Source organism: Cytobacillus oceanisediminis, assembly GCF_003182355.1.
GTDB classification, from domain to species: domain Bacteria; phylum Bacillota; class Bacilli; order Bacillales; family Cytobacillaceae; genus Cytobacillus; species Cytobacillus oceanisediminis_A.
The window spans coordinates 653,305-675,573 of sequence record NZ_QGTW01000001.1 but is presented as its reverse complement, the minus strand read 5'-3'; the positions used below and the strand labels follow the sequence as shown (position 1 = coordinate 675,573).

The window sequence follows — 22,269 nt, the reverse complement described above, 5'->3', positions numbered from 1 at the left end:
TTAATTACGTATTTAATTGTTTTGAACATAATTCCAATACTGTTGTTAAATACTACATTTACCAAATGATTTCTTGGCAGGATTAGGTGAAGAAATGTTTAGAAAAAAGAGAGTACGACAACAACCCAAAAGAAAGTATGAAACTGTAGAAAAAACGATAAGTGAAGTATTTGAAAAGGCCAACAAGTCAAGCGATTTTTCAACTATCTCCCTATTAGAAAAAAATAATTCATTACGAATAAGTTTTTACAAAACATTGATTGATTCAAACATACTTCAAAAGTCGGTTTTGCCTTTTCTTAAGGAAAAGGCTTCTGCAATAAAAGAGCTTTCTGATTTAAGGAATATTGTACCAATAGAAGGTATTAAAATCATAAAAGATCCCATAGAGGTTGAAAAAGCCCTTCACGAGGGATTCATTGTCATATATTTTAAAGACGAAAAGGAGGAATATGCACTTCTAAATATTAGTTATCCTCGGTTGGGTCAACGTGAAACAAATGATACACAAAATGAATTTAGTGTGATTGGACCAAAAGTTGGTTTTATTGAGGACCTTTCCACTAATCTACATTTAATAAGAGATCATCTGAATACTTCGGATCTGATTTTTGAAGAGATTATAGTTGGTTCAAGAGTAAGGACTAAGGTAGTACTCGCATACTTAGATGGGGTTACATATCCAGAATACGTAAATACTTTAAAACAGCGGCTTAAGGAACTTGATGTCGATGTCTCCCTTGACAATACTCAACTTGAACAATTAATTTCGGACCATACCAGAACACCGTTCCCTTTATTTATAACAACAGAGCGAGTCGACAGGACAGTAGGTTCACTTGTGCAAGGACAGGTTGTTTTGATTAGTGATAAATCATCCTATGCTGTCATTGGACCAGTAACATTAATGGAATTTTTCTCAAACCCGGAGGATTTTTACCTTCCAACAATCATTGCGTCGTTTTTTAAATTGATTCGGATATTTGGGATGTTGTTTTCCATTTTTGCTACTGCCTTTTATGTCGCTATATTAACCTTTCATTTTGAAGTTGTACCGAAGGATTTATTAGGTCCTATAATTTTTTCACGGGCGAATGTTCCTTTTGCGCCTGTAGTAGAGGTCTTATTTTTAGAGATTACCATTGACCTATTGAGAGAAGCAGGGGCCAGGCTGCCAACAAAAATTGGACAAACCCTTGGGATTGTTGGGGGGATTGTTATTGGTCAGGCAACGGTTGAAGCGGCCCTTACGAGTAACATTTTGCTAATTTTTGTAGCACTTGCAGCGCTGTCTTCCTTTACTACACCCATTTATAAAATGTCTAATGCGGTCCGATTATTACGATACCCTTTTATCCTGCTCGCAGCTATATGGGGAGGCTTAGGTATTTATGTAGGATTAATCTTTTTAATCGCACATTTAGCTAGACTAAAATCATTGGGAGTCCCATTTCTACTCCCAATTTATCCTTACCGAAAAGGTGGAGTTGCTATTTCCTTTGTAAGGCCCAATTATGTAAAAAACGATAAGCGTCCTTGGTATTTGAGACCATTAAGTATAAAGAGATATTCACCTGTTTCAGATAAAGACCCAGATGAAGGTCTGAATACTGAATAATTTTTTCAATAAAGGCTGGATAAAAAATGAAAAAATGGCGAAAGCATCACGTTTTATTCTTACTATTGGTTTGTATCGTTTGTCTTTTTGGCTGCTCAAGAACGAGAATCATCGACAAAATTAGTATTGTCCATGTATTTGGGTTCGATCAAGCCGATAATGGTGAATTAATAGGAACGGCGTTATTCCCTGAATATACCAAAAGTAAAGACAGTGATCAAATTCATTATTTAGAAGAACAAGCACCAACTGGTGATCTATTTGTACCAAAGATGGCGACACTTACCAGTGCACCAGTTGAACTGGCAAAAATTAGGGTTTTGTTATTTGGGAAAAGTTATGCTGAAGCAGGCATTCAAGATATGGTGGAACGATTTATTCTTAACCCTCAGCTCGGGACAAATATTCAAATTGCTGTTTCTACACATTCTGCAAGGGAAACGCTAAACACATTTAAAAAGGAAAAAACCCTTACCTTAGCTGAACGGATTCAACATAATATGCAAGGACAGGCTCTGCCTAACATGAACCTTCATGTTTTTTTAAATCACTTTTATGGAGAGGGAATGGATGCTTATGTTCCTATGCTAACCATAGACGAAAAAGATCGGGTAAAGATCGAAGGGATTGGCATATTTAAGGATGACAAATTAAAGCTCCATTTAAAACCGGAACAAACGATTTTATTTTCATTTATTGAAGATGATCGCACACAAGCAACCTATCAAATAGAGCTTGACGAGAATGATCGAAGAGAAAAGATAACTGTTCGGGCCTTCCAAAGTAAAAGTAATTGGGATTGGGATCAGAAGAAGGAACAATTAAATCTTCGTTTACAACTAAAAATGACCCTAACTCAGTATCCAGATCGATTTAATGTTGAAAAACCGGGAGATGTCATGGAGATGAAGAAATTAATTGTAGAAAAGTTAGAAAAAGGGATGGGGGACTTATTGGCAACCTTCAAAGAAAATGAAGTAGATCCCCTAGGGATTGGAAATATTGTGCGAACAAAGGATAGGACCTGGGAGGAAGAATCCTTTTATGAGCAATATCCTACCCTGCCAATCCATGTAAACGTGAATATACAAATCATACATTCTGGCCTTGAAGGCTAGCTTATTAGGATGGATTATTATGAATGCGATGGTGAAAGAAAATAAAATGGTATCGCCCTACTTTCTGTTCTTTCTGATGAATTCCACACAGACAGGGGTTGTTGTTTTATCATTTCAAGCAAATATCATTGGGGGAGCAGGCCATGATGCATGGATCCCTGTTTTAGCATTGGGTTTAATGATGCATGTTATCTTTTTGATGATGCTATATATCTTGAAGCATTCAAGTGCTGGAGATATCCTCTCCTTCCACAAGGAAATTTTCGGAAAGGTTTTTGGTGGTATGTTAAATATCATCCTAGCGAGCTATTTTTCGATGGTTAGTCTATTCACTTTACATACCTATATCGATATTCTCCAGATTTGGGTGTTTGATGGAATAGCCAGCTGGGAATTCTCATTGCTTTTTTCTGTTCTTATTTTTTACATTGTTGCGGGAGGGTTTAGGATTGTAACGGCGGTGGCATACTGGGGTGTAGTTATTCCTAGTCTCATGCTACTTTCACTATTATATTTACTTGAATTTGTTGAGGTTTCCTATCTCCTCCCTTTCTTTCAATTTGGAGCGAAGGACTTTTTCATCTCTGCGAAAGAAGCCGCACCGCTCTATCTAGGATTTGAGACTGTACTCGTTTTTTTCCCATTTATTAAAGATAGAGAAAAGTCTCCCAAATGGGGGCACTTAGCATTGCTGTATTCAACTTTTATATATACGATGATCACGATCATGACATTTATGTTTTTTACGCAAGGAAAGCTGGAACATTTAACATGGCCTACTTTGACCATGATTAAAATTATTCAGTTTCCATTTTTAGAACGTTTTGAGTTTATTTTTATTTTTACATGGCTATTAGTGGTTATGCCTGTGATTTGTATCTATCTGTGGTCGGCTATTAGGTCTATTAAATTGACGATTCCTAATGTAAAAGCGACTTACGTATTAGCTGGTTTACTTGCCGTTTTCCATTTTGTTAACAGCGAATTAATTGAAATACAATATTCCCATCTTATGGACCAAATCTTTGGTTATAGTGGACTCATCTTTCTCTTTTGCTACATTCCATTACTTTTTTTGATTTCTGTTGTTAGGAAAAAGCTCAAAAAGTAGGCTAGAAACAAAAATGAAAGCGGTTTGCTTGGTTGCAATTAAAGTTGTTTGCGACAATAAATGTTGCGAACAATGTCTCTTTTTTATTATTTTTATTAAAAACACTATAAAAAGGGCAATTTAATAATTGGCATGGAAGTTGCATAAAAAGATAAAGCAAATTAATTTTTTTGAATTTTGTAATAAAAAAGGGGGGCAAATGACAGGGATTTTTAATAAAAGGGATAGGAGTAAAGCGAGTTTGCTTATTTGCATGGGTGATATATTTTTTGGGAGTATAAAAAGTTTGGACTTTTTTGAAAGCGCTTTATTTTGTATTAACAAAAAGATAATTTCTGGGAGGAAAGCTATGAATAACAAAACAATTAAAGAACCAATTAGGAAAAAATGGATCTGGATAGCCGTTATTATATTATTCGCGGGAAATGTTCCGTGGTATTTGCCAGTAGGCAGAATCAAACCAATTATATTTGGCTTTCCGTTTTGGGCTTTTGTTTCATTACTATTTTCACTGGCTTTTTGTGGTTTAGTAAGCTGGGTTTGTTTAAAGGAATGGAACGTGGTGGAGGATCAAGAAGAGGAAGGAGTTGAGCAATAATTGGATAATTTAATTTTTTCCGGTAGAGACGGAGTTATCATTCTAGGAGCTTATGCAATTATTATGCTAGTGATTGGTTATATGTCTGGGCGTAAAGATAAAGGTCTTCATGAAAATATGAGCAATTACTTTTTGGCTGGTAAAAACTTGGGTATTATTGCGTTGTTCTTTACCTTATATGCGACTCAATACAGTGGAAATACTGTAGTTGGCTATACGCCTGCTGCCTATAGAGTGGGTTTTTCTTGGATTCAGTCCATTTTCTTTATGACAATGGTCATTGCCGTTTATCTATTGTTTGCTCCACGTTTGTATGTGATATCAAAGAAATTTAATTTTATTACCCCTGCAGATTGGATTCAACATCGATTTAACTCAAAAGCTGTTACATTTTTAAGTATTGTATTGATGATTTGGGGTCTTGGTAATTTTATGTTAGAGCAATTAGTAGCAATTGGGTTAGCAGTATCAGGACTAACAGGAGGAACAATTCCTTATCAGATGGCAGTAATTGCGTTTATATTGGTCATGTTAATTTATGAGTGGATGGGCGGAATGAAGGCGGTAGCCTTTACTGATGTCATGCAAGGTATCGTTATGATGATTGGTATTTTTACATTCTTAGCTGGAGCCTTATATTTGGTGGGAGGCAGCTTTTCTAATGTTACTAGTTATTTAGCAAACGCCGAGCCGGCAAAAGCTGGGGTTCCAGATATGAAGACTTCAATTAACTGGATAAGTATGGTTTTATTAGCTGGATTGGGGGCTTCGGTTTATCCTCAGGCAATACAGAGGATATATTCTTCAAAAAGCGAGCGGATTCTTAAACGTTCATTTGCCCGGATGGCTTGGATGCCGCCAATTACAACAGGAGTAGTATTTATGGTTGGTATTATTGGAATAATGCTTTTCCCGGGGTTAGATAGAAGTGGGTCAGAACAATTAGTGGGGTTATTAGCGAATGAAGTTGCGTCTATTAATGGATTTTTCTATTGGGTTATGATTCTATTTTTTGGAGCGATTGTTGCAGCAATTGTTTCCACAGCAGACTCTGCTCTTCTCAGTTTATCTTCTATGATATCAAATGATGTGTATGGGAGATATATAAACAAAAATGCGCCAGATAAAAAAAAGGTTTTTGTTGGTAAAGTGACTGGAGTTGTCATGGTAGCAATATTGCTTTGGATTGCCTGGAACCCGCCGGCTACACTGTATCAAATACTTGTATTAAAGCTTGAATTAATTTCGCAAATATTCCCAGCTATTGTTGTAGGAATCTACTGGAAGCGTTTGAGTGCTGCACCTGTTTTTTGGGGAATGTTTGTAGGGGCGATAACTGCTGGAATGTTAACCTTAACAGGGAACAGTACCATTTTTGGCATTCATGGAGGAATAATCGGTCTTGCTGCTAATTTAACGATTTGTGTGTTTGGTTCTTACATTACCCCTTTTACGAAAGAGAAAAGCAAACATGCAGAGGAGGCAACTTCAATTAATGTTAGTGCATAAATAAGTTTGTTAAGGACCCGCTTTACGGGTTCTTTTTTTTGAAACCAGAAACCTTTCATTTTAAGGAAATAACTCATTCATGGACAGCAAAAGCAACATCGATACCTCCATAACCGAATTTGTGATTCTAATTTTCTTGCAACAATATGTTGAATATTTCTGTTGCAAAAATGTTGCAGGCAAAGGGGAAACATGTTAAGGATACATTTTATTATTTTGGCATGAAAAATGCATAGTCCTTATAGTAAAGTGTGTGTTTGTTCAGAGGAGTGAAAAGAATGGAAAATCAATGATTGCAATAAATTGGAAGTCATGTTCTGGTTTTTGAAATAACAAAGTATTGATGAAGATTTTAATAACCATACTTTAAGAATTGTAAAGCATAATTGGCTTAAGTAAATACCATATTGGAGCTGATAAAATGAAAAAGATTGAGCCAATCTTACATTCACTAGGAGACGACATTACCCTAATAGATTTATTAGAAGGTGGTCAACAAGGGAAAACAGGGTGCTATGTAATCCAAGCAGAAAAGGTAACGATTGTAGAGACAGGAACTTCTCATGGAGCCCCCTATATTTTAGCTGGGCTAAAAAAATTAAAAATTGATCCAAAGGAAGTCAGATATATCATAGTAACACATATACACTTGGATCATTCTGGAGGATTAGGGTCTATTTTGCCGATTTTTCAAAATGCGGAGGCTGTAGTACACCCTCGAGGAGCACGTCATTTAATGAACCCCAGTAAACTTTTAAAGGGAGCTCAGTCCGTTTATGGTGATGACTTTTTACAATTATTTGGTGAGGTATTACCTGTCCCGGAAGATAGAATTCTCGTAAAAAATGACAATGAAATACTAGACATCGGCAGAGGCCGGGTACTGACTTTTTTGGATACTCCTGGCCATGCTCGTCACCATTTTTCAATATATGATTCAGGTTCCAAAGGGGTTTTTGCTGGGGATACAGTTGGGGTACGTTATGTACAACAATTTACCGGGTTTGATTTTGAGATGATATTTCCTATAGCTTCCCCGCCTGAATTTGATAAAGAGGCTTTATTAGCATCAATTGAGCAACTGGAAAAATTAAATCCAAATAAAATTTTTCATGGCCATTTTGGTGTGACAGAACCAGCTGCGTATGCTTTCGAAAGAATAAAAAAGACTGTTGAAGAATTTGAGCATATTGCCAAATCATGTTTTTCTCCCGGTACAAAACCTGACACCATTAAAGAGAAATTAAAGGAGTATATGAAAGAAAGTATAAAGCGCGAGGGATATGATGAAGATGATTTATCTTGTTTAGATTTAGATCTTTCACTAAATTCGCAAGGGCTATTTATAAGTTTAGATAAGAAAGTAAAAAGCTAAAGATAGAAAAATACGTTAGGAAAGAGAGAAATCCAGGAAGAAATTTTTTATCCTTTCCCCATCCCAAAATAGTTCTTTTAGTTCAATGGGTCCTTTTCAAAAAATTTAAGGAGGCTCCTTATTAAATGAATAGACAAATTTCATTAACGGAAGTAGTGACACGAGATGGATTTCAAATTGAACCAGGATTTATAGAAACAGAATATAAGATTGACATTATTAAAAGATTAATAAAGACAGGCATAAAAAGAATTGAGGTAACATCATTTGTTCATCCAAAGTATGTTCCACAGATGAGAGATGCTGAAGCGGTTTTTCAAGGAATAGCAGAAGATAAGCCAAGTGATGTAAAATTCATTTCACTGGCATTAAATGAAAGAGGGATAGAAAGAGCAGTTGCAGCGAGAACGGATGAAATCAATTTTGCATTTTCCGCAAGTGAAGCGCACAATATGAAAAACACTCAACGAACGGTTGCTGAAAGTTTGAAAAATATCAAGACATTAGTAAAAAGTGCAGAACGTGAGAATGTTTCTGTTAATGTTGGTATTGCAACTAGTTTTGGTTGTCCTTTTGAGGGTATGTACCAACCTGAGAAAGTATTAAATGTAGTTCAAAAGGTAATAGATATGGGCATTTCATCTGTGATTTTAGCAGATACAACAGGTATGGCACACCCTAAACAGGTAAGGGAAACTTGCCAGCAAGTGCTTGATCAGTTCCCACAATTAAATTTGCAGCTGCATCTTCATAACACAAGAGGAATGGGAGCGGCTAATCTATTAGCTGGAATAGATGCAGGAGTAACACAATTTGACAGTTCAGTAGCAGGAATTGGGGGGTGTCCTTTTGCTCCTAATGCATCAGGAAATATTTGCACGGAAGATATCGTTCACATGCTTCATTTGATGGGATATGAGACAAATATCAATATTGATCCATTGCTTCTCATCGCAAGAGAGCTAGAAATAAAATTAGGACGTGCTTTGCCAGGTCAAGTTATGAAAGCTGGAAAAAGCACGGATCTACATTCAGCAGATTGGCAACCGGCGTAAAAGCAAACGTTCTGTAATTGAGGTTACAAAAGCCCTTTTTGGAAAAGACATTGATAACATGTATAAGATTTGCAGATTTTTGAAACCCCACTTAATTAAATCTTCGGTATGCTGTTGCAAAAAAGCGTTGAGCAACGTTGCACGACGTTTTTTCTTTTTGAAACCTAAAAGAATAAAGCACATTACAGGGGTTTTTACTTTGGCACAAAACTTGCAACATGCTTAGAGACCAAAAAATTAATTCACAGACAGTACTAATTACAATGGAATGTTTGTGGAAGAATGGGGGCTTAATAATGAATAAAAAACCATTAGAAGGAATTAAAGTGGTTGAACTTGGAGCGTTTATCGCAGGTCCGTTTGCATCAAGACTACTTGGAGAGTTCGGTGCAGAAGTTATAAAAGTTGAATCACCAAAAGGAGACCAGCTTCGAACTTGGGGACCGCATGCGCCAGGTCAGGATTCTTATTGGAGCATGATACAGTCAAGAAATAAGCGTTCTATTTCTGTTGATATGAGGACATTTGATGGGCAAGAAATTGTAAGAGAACTTATAAAAGAAGCCGATGTAGTTCTAGAAAACTTTAAACCAGGTACTCTATTGAAATGGCGCTTATCTCATGAAGAAATGAAAGAATTAAATCCGAAGTTAATTATTACTAGTATTACAGGTTTCGGTCAAACAGGACCGTACCGTGATTTACCCGGATTTGGAAATATTGCAGAATCAATGGGCGGACTGCGGTATGTCACAGGTTATCCAGATCGGCCTCCAGTACGGGTAGGGTTAGCGATTGGTGACTCTCTTGCCGGATTATATGCCGTGATCGGCACCCTTCTTTCTCTATACAACCGGGATATACAGTTTGAAGTAACGGAAAGGAAGGGGCAAGTAGTAGATGTAGCGCTTTACGAGGCTGTTTTCAGTTTATTGGATAGTATTGTAACAGAGTATGTTCATGAGGGCATAGTCAGAGAAAGAACTGGGAACCAGCATGTAGCAACGGCACCGTCCAATGTTTATCAAACGAAAGATGGGAAGTATGTAGCCATCGGAGCAAACAGTGACTCACTCTTTAAAAGATTAACGGCTGCCATGGGCAGAGAAGATCTGGCAAATAATCCGAAACTCCAAAATAATGCAGGTCGAGCAAAAGAAGCAGACCTTATTGATGAGGCAGTAGAGAATTGGACAAGGCAATATAACCTGGATGAAGTGATGAAACAATTGAATGCGGTTTCAGTTCCTGGAGGACCGATATACAATGTTGAGGATATTGTGAAGGATACCCATTATCAAGCACGAGACATGATAATTGCTATACCCGATGAAAGAATAGGAGAAATTGTTATGCAGGGGGTCGTGCCAAAACTTAGTGAAACCCCAGGTGAGGTTAAGTGGGCAGGACCAGAATGTGGGGCGCATACAGAAGAGGTCCTTAGTTCTATCGGTTATACAGCGGATAAAATAAAAGAATTGAAAAGTAAAAATATAATTAAGAATTATTCCAGAACTCAATCATTAAATCAATAAAGAAGGAGGGAGGAGAACCGGGTCAAAGGGAGGCAACGAGAGCTCTTGATAAATGAGGATAGTAAGGGTCAAGGACCAACCTATATTAATTGTTTAATTTTGGTGGATGACTGAGGAGTAATAGAGCCTGATAGCAAGGCATAAGTTAAAAGGAACAAAAGATGTCGATCCATCATTTGTTCCTTTTTTATTATATTCAGACTGTTATAGAAATAGTTTCAACTGTAGCCTTTGCTGTAAAAGCCTATTAACCTGCATCGGGAAATATAAAAAAGTGATTCAGAAGGGAATTGAAGGATTTAGTCGAAATAAATGATAAGAATAATAGTAAGTGGAGGGGTACAATGAATGACAAAAATTTACATAACTTTTATCAAGCGATTGTAGACCTGTCACATGATGGTATTGCAGTAATAGATAAAAAAGGCTATCTAATTTTCTATAATCAGGCAGCTGCTGATTTTCTTGGAATACCTATAGGAGAAGCACTTGGCAAACTCGTAACAGAGGTGAACCCAGATGCAGGTTTAGCACGAATATTGGTTGAACAAAATGTTCAGCATGAGCAAATTAGAAAATTAGGAAATCGCACCGCAGTTATAAACCGTGCCCCTATATATTTAGACGGAGAATTAATAGGTGCCGTTTCAAGTTTGCGAGATATCACAGAGTTACAGCAATATGAACAGGAAATTAGAAAAAAATTGTCTAAAAATGGTTTGCAGGCAAAATGGTCTTTTGAAAAGATTGTTGCAAGATCAAATAAAATGAAAAAGATACTTGAAGTTGCCCGAAAATATGCTGCTGTGAGTTCTACAGTTCTCTTGCTTGGAGAGTCAGGGACTGGCAAAGAAATTATTGCACAAGGCATTCATTTAGCAAGTGAAAGAAAAGATAGAGCATTTGTTGCGTTAAACTGTGCAGCATTGCCAGAAAATTTGCTTGAAAGTGAACTTTTCGGCTATGATGATGGAGCTTTTACCGGAGCCAAAAAAGGGGGAAAGCCAGGTCTCTTTGAACTTGCTCACGGGGGGACTATATTTTTAGATGAAATTGGTGAATTGCCATTATCCTTACAAGCTCGGCTGCTGCGGGTATTGCAGGAAAGAGAACTGATGCGAATCGGCGGACATAAAATAATTCCTGTAGATGTAAGAGTTATTGCAGCAACAAATAAAAACCTTTTACATCAGATCCAAAAAGGGAAATTTCGGGACGATCTTTATTTCAGGCTGGCAATATTAGTTTTAAAGCTGCCGCCATTAAGAGAAAGAATAGAAGACATTCCTTTTTTGGTTGAAACGTTTTTGCGGAGCTGGAATAAATCTTATAAACTTACAGATAGCGATATTCAAAGACTGCAAAAATATCCATGGCCAGGAAACATTCGAGAACTAAGAAATTTAATTGAACGGGCATTAGTGTTAACGACTTCAGACGAATCCCTTGAACTATTTTCCTCTGATGTCTGGATGAACACCGAAGAGTATAAACAAACATATACATCTGAATTCCTTAATCCAGATGAAACGGAAGAAGATCAAATTAAACGTATACTAAAAGAGGAAAATGGCAGTGTAGGACACGCAGCCAGCAGGTTGGGTATACATAGGTCGACTCTTTGGAGGAAGTTAAAAAATATGAATCTGAAAAATCAACTTGATAATACTAGCCCGTAGATTTTTGGCTAAAAGAAAATTATTAAAAAGATCATCGAAAACAGCACAGAGTTTATACATATAACAGCCCTCTTTAACTAAGAGAATTTAAAAAGAAAAAAAGAAAGAAAGGGCCTGACCCCGGCTGCGTTAATACGTTATTTAAAGAGGGGACAGGCCCCCTGTTCGTTTGGGCGTAAAGATAAAGGTATTCATCAAAGGGAGATGAAGTTTATGAAAAACTGGGATTCATTATTGCAGTAGGGAATGAAGTTAAAAATTCATTAAAAATAGGTTAGCTAAGGTGTAACTTGTTTTAGAATTAATTGAGGTGAACCGTATCATAAGTAAATGAGGTTTATTAAAAGTGGCCGTTAGAAATTTAATTAAACCTGCCAGTGAAGGGCTTGTCATAAATAGTGTAATGTCATTAGAGTCTTTGGTTTCTGTTGACATTAAATCCTAATGGAAGCAAATATCCCCCTCAATTTTTAAAGTGAGGGGGATTTAAGGTTTTAAAAAGGATAAAAATTTGTGGTTCGGAAATTAGGAGGCGGTTCTGAATCCGGCTCCAGCGCTACAACGGCTAGCGTACTGTCCGTACGCCGCTAAGCGGGGCGCTTACGCTTTTTAATGAATCCAGCGCAAGCGCCCGAGGGTCCGTACCAATTGGAACGGACCCTCGGGATCAAATAACCCAAAGAGAATTAAAGGGAAAGACCACCCTTTTTTTCTTTGGAACATTTGCCTGTCGGGGCTAAACGGGCGCTTGTGCTTTTTTATTTAATGGCTTTACTCACTTTTAACTTCTTTCCTTTGATAGTCGCATTTTCCATGGCTTGTAAAACTAGTGAGCCCTTGCCATTCAGAATATCAACATAGGACATTTGATCATGGATGGTTATAATGCCGATATCCTCTGCTGTGACTCCAGGAATTTTTGCGATCGTTCCAACAAAATCTACAGCACGAATTTTCTTCTTTTTACCACCGCTGAAATGGAGTTTCATAATATCTTGGTTGATTCGGGCTGTTTTATTATTTCTTACAATTCGCCTGCCGCTAAGTTTTTCTTCGAAAGCAGCTTTTCCACCAGCCACTTCCAGATGGCTGGGAGCTTCTATAGCAGGTAGCTCAAAGCCGATGTATCTTTCAATGGCTTTAATGAATTTTCCTTCAAAAGGTGTCGAAAATGTAATGGCCTTTCCTTTATTTCCAGCCCGGCCTGTTCTTCCGGTTCGGTGTACATAGCTCTCTTTTTCCATAGGAACGTCATAGTTGATGACAAGTGTCACATTATCAATATCAATACCTCTGGCAGCTACATCAGTAGCCACGAGATAGCGGAAGTTCCCCAGTTTGAAACCTTCCATAACAGAGAACCGGTCTTCTTGTTCTAAACCCCCATGGAGTCTCTCACAAGGATATCCTGCTCTATCTAGTTCACTATACACAGTATCAACGTGTTCTTTGGTTCGGCAGAAAATAAGGCAGCTGTCTGGATTTTCTACAATCGTGACGTCTTTAAGGAGTGAGATCTTTTCTTCTTCTCTCACTTCAATTAAAGAATGTTCAATGGTATCGGCTGTCACCCTGGTCGATTCAATCTCAATCTGAATAGGATCCTTCATATATTTATGGCAAAGATTTTCAACATCTTTAGGCAGAGTTGCAGAAAATACCATTGTTACTCGGTTTGAAGGCAGCTCTTTGATGATCGCTTCCACTTCATCGATGAAACCTTTATTAAGCATCTCATCAGCTTCATCTATGATAAGATACTTTATTTGATCCAAAACTAAGGTTTCTCGTTCAATATGGTCCATGACTCGTCCAGGGGTACCAACGACTACATGAGTTTTTAGTTTCAATTCATCCTTTTGTTTCGAAAAAGGTTCTTTTCCATAAACGGCCACTGCTTTAATGCGTTTAAACCTTCCGATATTCGTAATATCTTCGCGAACTTGAACTGCAAGCTCCCTAGTTGGCGTAAGAATTAAGGCCTGTGGTTTTTTTTCTTCCCATTCAATCATATCGGAAACAGGAATACCAAAGGAGGCAGTCTTTCCACTTCCTGTTTGGGCTTTTACGACAAGATCTTGATTTTTCATTGCTAATGGTATGACTTCTCTTTGAACTTCTGTTGGAGTTTCGTATTTTAACACAGCTAGTGCTCTTTTTATTTCTTCGCTTACATGATAGTCCTCAAAACTTCTATTACTCATTTTTAAACCTCGTTTTTTGTTTTTTCGTCATATGTATAGAATTCTCTCCAAGAATTATTATATGCATTATCTGAATATGGTTCATTATACTTGAAAAGTGCGGGACAAAACGGCTTTTATTTTAAATTTTAAAAAGTAACAGATAAGGATGCGTTATTGATCTTAGATAACTTGAGGGAAAAAGATAATGAACAATACAATGCTTCGTTTTACAATAATATTAAAAAATAACTCAGTTCTATTAGGTAAGCCAAAAACCTCATTTAGATATATTACGGCGAACCATATCATAAGTAAATGAGGTTTTTTGATAATTAGTAACAGCATTATTTCTGAAAGCTTTCACTGAAAAAGGTTTGAACAATGTAATACTTTGGGATGTAAGATATAAAGGATAGACAACTAATAAGGGTAAAATTTATTAGCTTGAGAAAATCGTATTAAACTAGGGAGTTGAGGTTGATTGTCCGTTATCAATAGACAATCGGAAGATACGTTTTTCCTGAAAAAAAACAAACCTCTCTAAATTCCTCTTAATTTAGGAATTTAATGAGAGGTTTATTTATAGGCTGCTCTTCGAAAAATATTTCCGAGTTTCTTCACGTATTTGTTTAGGCAAGACACGCTCAAGCTCTTCCTTTAACCATGAAAGCGTTTTGCCACGCAGGAAATCACGCATAGTTTCTTCCGCAGAGAGCATAACTAAATTGATGGTACAAGAGGAGGTACCTGTAGAGCAGATATTTTCTCTATACAAATAACCATTATCTTTAATGTGTTTGCATTGAAAAATCGGCTTGGGACCTTCAACTGCTTCAATTACATCCCAAAAAGATATTTCTTCCGGAGATTTAGCGAGTTTATAACCACCCTTAACTCCAGGAACTGAACTTACAATACCGTTCTTAGATAATTTACTGAAAATCTTTGATAGGTATGTTTCTGAAACCCCTTGAAAATGGGAAAGTTCCTTTATCCCAATGGATGAATCCTCTGGATTATCAATTAAATAGACAAGGCAGTGAAGTGCATATTCAACCCCAATACTATACTGCATTAATATCACCTCTTCATAAATGAGATTAATTTATCTTAAAAATTTTTTATTTTTTTGTCAAACAGGGTCATTTGGAATCAATTAACATTAAAAGAGGTTTGACATAATAAAGTGTACAATTTATTATAGATAATATCAATCGCTGATTGATGCTATCCACAATTGAAATTTCAAAATGCGGTTCAATTATTTGTTGAATCAGCTTATAAGGAGGAATTGATATTGGAACAACGAATTGATTATTACAATTTAGCACCAGAGGCAATGAAAATAATGATGGAAATGGAGAAGTATACGAAAACGACAGGTTTAGACCGTAAACTTCGTGAACTTATAAAAATTCGGGCTTCACAAATAAATGGCTGTGCCTATTGCATTAACATGCATACAGCTGATGCGAGAAAAATGGGAGAAACGGAACAACGTTTATATTGCATTAGTGCATGGAGAGAGTGCACATTTTACACCGAAGCAGAAAAAGCAGCTCTTGAATTAACAGAGCACATAACTTTAATCCCGGCGAAACGAGTGCCAGATAAGCTTTATCAGCGAGTACGTGAACATTATGATGAGAAACAATATATTGACCTTGTTCTAATCATCAATCAAATCAACAGCTGGAATAGAATTTCTATTGCAATGGGGAATGTCGCAACTGAAAAATAATATCTCAAAGTTCCGTGCCATAATAATTTGTCCATTTTGGTAACCTTGATAGTCTTTGTATCCTAAGGTCTTTTTTTTAAGATAAACCTACCTTCTAGTAAGTAAAAAACAGTGAGCCTTCTGGACGAAAGAGAAGGGCAAAGACTAGCGTTATAGAAAAAGTCATTGCCGAGCTCATAAAGTTTGCCCTCCATGCAAAAGCTACTCGTGGAAATATCGAAGCAATTAAAACTACTAATTCATTATAAAAAGGGGAGTTTTAAAAATGATGAAAATAGAAAAGAAATTATACACGGCTACAGTAAATGTTCAAGGCGGAAGAGATGGCAAAGCAGTATCTGACGATAACAATCTGAATGTAGACTTGAGATATCCAAAGGAATTAGGCGGGGACGGAGCTGGAACCAATCCGGAGCAGCTGTTCGCTGCAGGGTTTGCCGCATGCTTCCAGGGAGCGATGGGCACTGTCCTGAGGAAAAAGAACATTAAAACAGAAGGTATAAATATTGCATCACATGTTACGCTTGGCAAGGATGTAAACGATGGCTATGTGCTGGCCATTACAATGGATATCACTGTGAAGGGTGTAGAAACTAGCGTGGCAGAAGAAGTCGTTGCGGAAGCTCATAAGGTTTGTCCTTATGCAAAAGCAACTCAAGGTAATATCGAAGTGATATCCAACGTTGTTGGTTAATCAGCTTCCCGATTTTTTTCATACCCCAAGAGTGCCTATCTTTATCAAGATAGGCACTCTTTTTTTTGCAGAACATCATTCTTTTTTGTTTTCAAAAGCAAGATCGGCCTTTCAAAAACCCGCAACTAGATTTTGTTTAACCTATTTTTCATAAAATGGTTCTTAATCCATTTTATAATAAGAAGGAGCGGCAGATACACATATACAAAACCAATTCCCGCATTAGAAGTAAAATTGACAAGATAATCAATACTCTTAAATTCCTGAAGGTATACAGAAGCTATCATCTCTGCAATCAGTAAGAATAGTAAAGTCGCTTTAGGAGGTATTGAAAAAGTTCTTTTTACGATTCTTGTACATGCCCACAAAGAAATACATATCGGGGATATAACCACTAGCAGCCAAATAAATATGAATACATATTCAAATCTTTCCAGGAAAGAGAATTGCACGATCTTAACCATCATTAGAGTGGGCCAGGGTAAATGCTGTAATACCTCTTGATTAAAGTATAAGAATGATATTAACGTTATAATTAGGTACACAATGAGAGTATATATATTGCCAAGATACGCCCATTTTGAAATATCTCTGTTATTTGAACTCCTAAGAAAGGGATAATACATCAGGATCCACTCGAAACCAAGAAAAAGCAGGGAATACCCTTTAGAAGATAAAAATAGCTCACTGAGGGAATGACTGAAGGCAGGAAGCAGATAAATATAATTCGTGTGCTTCAATGGGAAATAGATTAAAAAGAACAGAAAAGAAGGCAAAATAACTCCCCAGAAACTAAAGCCAGTTAGACTGCGGAAGCCGCTTGAGATAATATAATAAAATGTGAGTCCGAAAACGAAACATAGCTGCCATGTTTTTAATGTAGGATACACCCATATTTGGATGACCTCAATATAAGCACGGAGGACTGTCAAAGAAGCCAGCCAGAAATAAACCAATGCCAGGACAGACATTATGCTGCCAATCGCTTTTCCAAAGCAATACTGATGAACAGCTACTAAATCATTAGTTCCCTCGCCTAATAGCTTAAAAATAATATAGAGTATGATTTGGGTTGTAACCCAAGTTATCATTAAAGAAATCCAGGCGTCCTGCTCAGCATGTTTAATAACCTGGCTTTGGAAATTTAGGATACCAATTCCGGTTTGTGAAGAGTGAATGAGAAAAAATGTGAAAAAAGCCGAAACTTGAAATTGTTTTTCTACTTTTACGTTCACTAATTTCCCACCCCAGTTTGCCTAACTGTAATTTTTGTATTTACCTCATATGTCATATTAGGATATATCCTATCGTAAAAACTCTTTTCAGAATAATTTCTGTGATTTGCTTTATACACTCTTCCTAAACCTAAAGGATCTACACCATTTGTTTGAAAATCCTTAAGTAGTAATTCAGCATCGTTTGAAATTGATTTCTGTAAGGCGGTTTTAAATAATTTAAGATCCTTTTCATCTTCTAAATTGATCCATTCAGGCAAAGCATCAAGTTCTACATCTAAATTTAGGCTTACTCTAACTTGTTCCCTGAGGTTCTCCTTGATGAATTTCACCTTGTGTTTTCCATAGTTCGTTCTGACCCCAATATTAGCTTTGTGTCCATGCATGTTAAGGTCAAAACTGTATACTCCCCTTTTGTTTTTATCGGTCATTAATTTTAATAAGAAGGCTTCTTTTTCGGAAATCCTAAATGCTAATTTTTCACCTTTGAAAATCCCCATACCATTGACTTTAATTTTCCCTTTAGAATCAACTGTAAGATTTGGAAAGGACATATCAATTCCACTTCCAAAAAACTGGTCATACATTACATGGGAGTTAGATTCAGGAATTCCTTCATTTTCAATACTTTTATCAATCAAATTCATTAAGAATAGCGGACGCTCATTAAGTGTTTTACTTAGTATTAAATCTGGAGTTCCATCTGTAATGACAATTCTTACTATGCCAATTTTTGGATCCTTACAGATGGGGTCTAATATAGAAGCTAAACCATCTCTGCTTAGTTGATCCCCAAATATCATTACTCGTACTTGACCTATTTCAAATGGAAATTGAGACTTATGGCTAAGTTCTTCCTGCAGACTGGATGGATTTTTAGCAGCAGCTGTGATTAAAGCAGGATTATCACTCTCGGCATAATTTGGATAAACAACACTTGCCTTTAGCATCTCACCTTCTTTGTCATATCCTACATTATGCATCAGAGAGACTTCATTAATAATATTGTGAGGCACACATCCAGTCAGGATTAGAGTTAGAACAACAAACCCCATTTTAATAAATGTGTTATTCGTCATTAATATCTTCCTTCTTTTTGTTTCTCTCTTTTGGTGAATATTTAATTTTATCTTTAGGTCTCAAATAATCCGGCCTTTTGTTTAATTTAGTATAAGGCGGCCTTATGATACTATCCGCAAGACTATTGCTGCGGAAAGGATGCAAAGGAACCATGTAAGGAGTTTCAAACGATTTTAATTTAAACAAATGACATAGCAGCACGGCAAAGCCTATCATAATACCTAACCCGCCTAGGAATGATGACATGATAATAAAGGGAAATCTTAAAATTCTAATGGTGTTGGACATAACGATAGTTGGTGTTGTGAATGAAGCTAAGGCTGATAAAGCGACAATGATTAATAAAATATTACTTGTCAGTGCTGCCATTACAGCTGCCTGTCCAATGACAATACCGCCAACAATGCCCAATGTCTGTCCTACTTTAGTAGGCAATCGAGCTCCTGCCTCTCTTAATAATTCAATGGTCATTTCTAAAAAAAGAACTTCCAGCAGCGGCGGAAATGGAACGTTTGCTCTGGACTCTATTAGCGGACCCAGTAAATCCGCGGGTACCACCTCATAATGAAACGTCACAACCGCAACATAAATGGAGGTAGAAAAGATTGAAAAGATAATCGCAAGTATTCGTGTAAAACGGAAGAATGACCCAATAATCCAGTTATAATAATAATCTTCAGATGAGAGAAAAAAATCGAATATGGTAGTAGGTCCGGATACTGCGTATGGTGAACCATCACTAAAGATAACGACTTGGCCGGAAGTGAGTGAATAAGAAATTCTATCCAGCCTCTCTGAAGAAAAGTAAAGCGGAAAAGGAGTATAAGAATTTTCCTTAATTAGCTGGATTAAAGCAGAAGTATCCCAAATAATATCAAAATCTATTTCAGAGAGCCTTTTTTTTACTGTTTCTATATGTTGTTCATTTGTAATGCCATCTAAATAAACAATCATTACTCTTGTGTTTGACAGCGTGCCCAGCACGATCTCTTCAGTCGTTAATAAAGGAGATTTTACCTTAGTTCGAAGTAAAAGAATATTGGTATCAAGACTCTCAACAAACCCTAATTTTGGCCCGATAACATTAAATTCATTTTCTGTTTCATTAGATTCTCTTATCCCTTTAGATAAATTGCTTACATTCACTAATAGACAATCTTCAGATGTATTTTCAAATTTAATTAGGACATATCCCTGATGAATTTTTTCTTCGATTTCTTTTGCTTCCTTTGTTCGAATAACGTCTTCAAGTGGAAGGCTGTTTTTTAATTGTTTAATATCAAAAGCCTGGTCAGTCTTTTTTTCGCATTCATTAATATATGGAAGAAAGACATGCTCCATAGTCTTGTGATCGATTAGTGAAGTGAAATATAAAATGAATAGCTGGACTCCAGAAAGATTTTTTATAATCTCTTTAAAATCAGATGACTTTTTGGCTCTTTTCACTATCTCTTCAGGTGATTGATTTTCTGCAGGATCCAGATTATTTTTTTCCTTTTTCATAAATAAATGTACTCCTAACATGTGTTACTACTTATTATTATTACTATCAAAAATTGTATGCACTATATCCTTTTTATTATTGCTGAAAGACAAGCGGATAGAGGAAATAGGTAAATTTATGAAATTAACATTTCAGCTCAAAACCTTTTCAATTTGACACTTACCTATTAGTAAGTTACTATTAGGGCATGGAAAACAGGAAAAAACAAATTGTAGACTTAGCAATAAAATTAATTCAGAAAAAAGGGTATGTAGCCTTTAGCTATGATGACATCTCTAAACAACTTGGAGTGACCAAGGCAAGTATTCACTATCATTTTGAGAAAAAGGAGGATTTAGGAGTTGCAGTTACCGAACGTCTTTTCATGAGGCTGCAGGAATCTTTGATGACAATTAAAAATTCTTCGGTTTCTGCGGAAGACAAACTTAAGCAATTCATTAAGCAGCAAGCTGAAAGATTCGAGTGTACTGAAATTTGTCCGATCTCTTCGCTCCAGACAGATTTTGAATCTTTGCCGAATGCCGTACAAGAAAAAATTGAGGAAGTCAGCAGACTGGAACTCAGGGTAATGAAAGAAATAGTTGCTGAGGCACAAGCTGCAACTATCATAAATAGCTCTGAAGATGTCCATCAGGTAGCGGTAACGATATTATCAAGTGTAAAGGGAGCATTATTATACAGACGTGTTCTAGGTGACGATGTCTTAGTGGAAGTACTTAACCAGTTAAACCGTTTCTTAAGAAATCCGTAGGAACGGTTTTTTTTAAAATAAAACTTACCTTCTAGTAAGTAAAAATTATTGTGTTTTTATTATGTATGGAATAGTTGACTGGGAAATAACACATTTACCTTCTAGTCGGTAATTTTTGAGTTTGATTTACTTTTATTAATGGATGCTGAAATTATCCATGGAGAATTTATTATAGAAAGTTGGGATTGCTGCAATGAAAAGAATGCTTTTAGTTTCACTATTGATGTCGTGTGGGGCTACCTTTATTACTCCTTTATTCCCTTTGTATAGTGATGTTTACAAACTTAACAGTTTGCAAATCACGATTTTGTTTGCCATTTATGCTGCTTTCCTATTACCGACTTTGTTTGTTGCTGGAGACAAAGGAAGTACTTGGGGATTAAAAAGGGTTGTTCGCATCAGCATATGGATATCCATCACATCTACCTTGTTCTTCCTGGGAAGCCAAAATGCCTGGATGCTTTATGTCGCCAGGTTATTGGAAGGAATCGCTTACGGAGCTTTTACAGGTACAGCTGTTGCTTTTCTAATGAAGCAAACTCCTCCATATAAAGTAAGCACAGCTCTCAGGTTATCAGGAATCACAATTCTCGTTGGTTTTGGTCTGGGACCAGCTATCGCAGGTTTGATCTTGCAATATATACATCTTCAGCCACTCCGTTTGCCATTCTGGATTCTGCTTGTCCTGCTCATTATCTCACTAATCGTACTGGAAACAATTCCTAAAGATGATGTTTCCCTAGAGCAAATACGCGTAAAAACTAAGATATCACTTGGTGTGCCAAGCGATATTCGGTCTCATTTTTGGTCAATGGTCGGATTGCCTATCTTCACTGTTTTCACAATACAAGGAATCGCATTTGCCCTTATTCCTATTTTCGTAAAGAATGTCATTCATACGTCTAACCTTTCTGTTTCTGGATTAATCATTTTCGTGCTTCTCAGCGGAGCAGCTTTGGCTCAGCTCATACCTTGGCCGAGTCATCCAGTTACACGTATGAGATTCGGCATCCTGCTTCTTGCGATTGGTTCATGGGTTATTGTTTCTTCTGGTTTAACATCAAGTTTGCCATTACTCTGGACAGGCATTTTCATCCAGTCTATCGGCGGTGGGTGGACTTTTCAAATTGCATTACAACTTGCCGGACAGTTACCGGAACCAAAAGCACGGCCACGAGTCATTTCGGCTTTTTATTTGTGTGCGTACTCTGGATTTATCGTTCCGGTTATTGGAGTCGGAGCGCTTACTCAAATTTTCAATTTGAACCATTCGCTAATCGTGTTAAACCTGTTCGCAGCATTCATTGTTGTATATGTGTTAATGTATTCCGTCAGATTTAATCCAACTTATTCGGAAAAGTAATTTTGAGTATTTAATTATTAATACATTATTTGGATATTTTCTTAAACTATTAAAGAGCCTTTCTAAACATAATCAAGATAGCATCAAGATCTAGCTGCCAATTCGGCGGCTTTTTGT

Annotated in this window: 18 protein-coding genes; 13 read left to right on the top strand and 5 right to left on the bottom strand. The window is 36.7% G+C overall.

Annotated elements, in window-relative coordinates; genetic code table 11:
* Nucleotides 1-94: 94 nt before the first annotated feature.
* The 9 genes from DFO73_RS03195 (at nucleotide 95) to DFO73_RS03155 (ending at nucleotide 11,598) form a co-directional block, all read left to right on the top strand.
* The gene (locus DFO73_RS03195; RefSeq protein WP_110063316.1) at nucleotides 95-1,618 is read left to right on the top strand and encodes a spore germination protein; all 1,524 of its coding nucleotides are present in this window, start codon (nucleotides 95-97) and stop codon (nucleotides 1,616-1,618) included.
* 26 nt (nucleotides 1,619-1,644) lie between these two features.
* The gene (locus DFO73_RS03190) at nucleotides 1,645-2,736 is read left to right on the top strand and encodes a Ger(x)C family spore germination protein (RefSeq protein ID WP_110063315.1); all 1,092 of its coding nucleotides are present in this window, start codon (nucleotides 1,645-1,647) and stop codon (nucleotides 2,734-2,736) included.
* A 31-nt stretch (nucleotides 2,737-2,767) separates the two neighbouring features.
* Nucleotides 2,768-3,847 (top strand): GerAB/ArcD/ProY family transporter, encoded by a 1,080-nt coding sequence (locus tag DFO73_RS03185; RefSeq protein ID WP_219993414.1) that lies wholly within the window; start codon nucleotides 2,768-2,770, stop codon nucleotides 3,845-3,847.
* A gap of 127 nt (nucleotides 3,848-3,974) precedes the next feature.
* A complete protein-coding gene (locus DFO73_RS29135) occupies nucleotides 3,975-4,445 on the top strand; it encodes a hypothetical protein (protein WP_258309184.1) in 471 nt (156 codons plus the stop codon).
* Nucleotides 4,446-5,954, top strand: coding sequence for a sodium:solute symporter family protein (locus tag DFO73_RS03175; RefSeq protein WP_110063313.1), 1,509 nt, complete (start codon nucleotides 4,446-4,448; stop codon nucleotides 5,952-5,954).
* Nucleotides 5,955-6,375: 421 nt separating this feature from the next.
* Nucleotides 6,376-7,329, top strand: coding sequence for an MBL fold metallo-hydrolase (locus DFO73_RS03170; RefSeq protein WP_110063312.1), 954 nt, complete (start codon nucleotides 6,376-6,378; stop codon nucleotides 7,327-7,329).
* 125 nt (nucleotides 7,330-7,454) lie between these two features.
* Complete coding sequence (locus tag DFO73_RS03165) at nucleotides 7,455-8,384, top strand: hydroxymethylglutaryl-CoA lyase (RefSeq protein ID WP_110063311.1); 930 nt, start codon at nucleotides 7,455-7,457, stop codon at nucleotides 8,382-8,384.
* A 296-nt stretch (nucleotides 8,385-8,680) separates the two neighbouring features.
* On the top strand, nucleotides 8,681-9,919 hold the full coding sequence (locus tag DFO73_RS03160) for a CaiB/BaiF CoA transferase family protein (RefSeq protein ID WP_110063310.1): 1,239 nt from the start codon (nucleotides 8,681-8,683) through the stop codon (nucleotides 9,917-9,919).
* Nucleotides 9,920-10,263: 344 nt separating this feature from the next.
* Nucleotides 10,264-11,598: a sigma-54 interaction domain-containing protein gene (locus DFO73_RS03155; RefSeq protein WP_110063309.1), complete on the top strand. Its 1,335-nt coding sequence runs from the start codon at nucleotides 10,264-10,266 to the stop codon at nucleotides 11,596-11,598.
* A gap of 758 nt (nucleotides 11,599-12,356) precedes the next feature.
* Here the strand turns inward: DFO73_RS03155 and DFO73_RS03150 are convergent.
* On the bottom strand, nucleotides 12,357-13,802 hold the full coding sequence (locus DFO73_RS03150) for a DEAD/DEAH box helicase (RefSeq protein ID WP_110063308.1): 1,446 nt from the start codon (nucleotides 13,800-13,802) through the stop codon (nucleotides 12,357-12,359).
* Between the two features lie 562 nt (nucleotides 13,803-14,364).
* Nucleotides 14,365-14,859, bottom strand: a complete 495-nt coding sequence (locus tag DFO73_RS03145) for an RrF2 family transcriptional regulator (protein WP_110063307.1) — start codon at nucleotides 14,857-14,859, stop codon at nucleotides 14,365-14,367.
* 222 nt (nucleotides 14,860-15,081) lie between these two features.
* On the opposite strand from DFO73_RS03145, the gene DFO73_RS03140 reads away from it, so the two are divergent.
* Together DFO73_RS03140 and DFO73_RS03135 are read left to right on the top strand one after the other, a co-directional pair.
* Complete coding sequence (locus DFO73_RS03140; protein ID WP_110063306.1) at nucleotides 15,082-15,525, top strand: carboxymuconolactone decarboxylase family protein; 444 nt, start codon at nucleotides 15,082-15,084, stop codon at nucleotides 15,523-15,525.
* A 265-nt stretch (nucleotides 15,526-15,790) separates the two neighbouring features.
* A complete protein-coding gene (locus DFO73_RS03135) occupies nucleotides 15,791-16,219 on the top strand; it encodes an organic hydroperoxide resistance protein (protein ID WP_110063305.1) in 429 nt (142 codons plus the stop codon).
* A 125-nt stretch (nucleotides 16,220-16,344) separates the two neighbouring features.
* Here DFO73_RS03135 and DFO73_RS03130 read toward each other — a convergent pair whose 3' ends face one another.
* From DFO73_RS03130 to DFO73_RS03120, 3 genes are read right to left on the bottom strand one after another with little or no spacing between them, the layout of a single operon-like run.
* Complete coding sequence (locus DFO73_RS03130) at nucleotides 16,345-17,454, bottom strand: GerAB/ArcD/ProY family transporter (RefSeq protein WP_110063304.1); 1,110 nt, start codon at nucleotides 17,452-17,454, stop codon at nucleotides 16,345-16,347.
* Nucleotides 17,454-18,533, bottom strand: coding sequence for a Ger(x)C family spore germination protein (locus DFO73_RS03125; RefSeq protein WP_110063303.1), 1,080 nt, complete (start codon nucleotides 18,531-18,533; stop codon nucleotides 17,454-17,456). Before DFO73_RS03125 ends, DFO73_RS03130 begins: the two co-directional genes overlap by 1 nt.
* Nucleotides 18,523-20,037 (bottom strand): spore germination protein, encoded by a 1,515-nt coding sequence (locus tag DFO73_RS03120; protein ID WP_110063302.1) that lies wholly within the window; start codon nucleotides 20,035-20,037, stop codon nucleotides 18,523-18,525. Before DFO73_RS03120 ends, DFO73_RS03125 begins: the two co-directional genes overlap by 11 nt.
* 188 nt (nucleotides 20,038-20,225) lie before the next feature.
* On the opposite strand from DFO73_RS03120, the gene DFO73_RS03115 reads away from it, so the two are divergent.
* Nucleotides 20,226-20,789, top strand: coding sequence for a TetR/AcrR family transcriptional regulator (locus DFO73_RS03115; protein ID WP_110063301.1), 564 nt, complete (start codon nucleotides 20,226-20,228; stop codon nucleotides 20,787-20,789).
* 193 nt (nucleotides 20,790-20,982) lie between these two features.
* The gene (locus DFO73_RS03110; RefSeq protein WP_110063300.1) at nucleotides 20,983-22,152 is read left to right on the top strand and encodes an MFS transporter; all 1,170 of its coding nucleotides are present in this window, start codon (nucleotides 20,983-20,985) and stop codon (nucleotides 22,150-22,152) included.
* Nucleotides 22,153-22,269: the final 117 nt, after the last annotated feature.

Excerpts from the sequence above, each read along its gene's own strand:
- DFO73_RS03195 (WP_110063316.1), top strand. The coding sequence starts at position 95 with ATGTTTAGAAAAAAGAGAGTACGACAACAACCCAAAAGAAAGTATGAA.
- DFO73_RS03160 (WP_110063310.1), top strand. The coding sequence starts at position 8,681 with ATGAATAAAAAACCATTAGAAGGAATTAAAGTGGTTGAACTTGGAGCG.
- DFO73_RS03135 (WP_110063305.1), top strand. The coding sequence starts at position 15,791 with ATGATGAAAATAGAAAAGAAATTATACACGGCTACAGTAAATGTTCAA.
- DFO73_RS03165 (WP_110063311.1), top strand. The coding sequence starts at position 7,455 with ATGAATAGACAAATTTCATTAACGGAAGTAGTGACACGAGATGGATTT.
- DFO73_RS03115 (WP_110063301.1), top strand. The coding sequence starts at position 20,226 with ATGGAAAACAGGAAAAAACAAATTGTAGACTTAGCAATAAAATTAATT.
- DFO73_RS03110 (WP_110063300.1), top strand. The coding sequence starts at position 20,983 with ATGAAAAGAATGCTTTTAGTTTCACTATTGATGTCGTGTGGGGCTACC.
- DFO73_RS03120 (WP_110063302.1), bottom strand. The coding sequence starts at position 20,037 with ATGAAAAAGGAAAAAAATAATCTGGATCCTGCAGAAAATCAATCACCT.
- DFO73_RS03125 (WP_110063303.1), bottom strand. The coding sequence starts at position 18,533 with ATGACGAATAACACATTTATTAAAATGGGGTTTGTTGTTCTAACTCTA.
- DFO73_RS03145 (WP_110063307.1), bottom strand. The coding sequence starts at position 14,859 with ATGCAGTATAGTATTGGGGTTGAATATGCACTTCACTGCCTTGTCTAT.
- DFO73_RS03150 (WP_110063308.1), bottom strand. The coding sequence starts at position 13,802 with ATGAGTAATAGAAGTTTTGAGGACTATCATGTAAGCGAAGAAATAAAA.
- DFO73_RS03190 (WP_110063315.1), top strand. The coding sequence starts at position 1,645 with ATGAAAAAATGGCGAAAGCATCACGTTTTATTCTTACTATTGGTTTGT.
- DFO73_RS03155 (WP_110063309.1), top strand. The coding sequence starts at position 10,264 with ATGAATGACAAAAATTTACATAACTTTTATCAAGCGATTGTAGACCTG.
- DFO73_RS03170 (WP_110063312.1), top strand. The coding sequence starts at position 6,376 with ATGAAAAAGATTGAGCCAATCTTACATTCACTAGGAGACGACATTACC.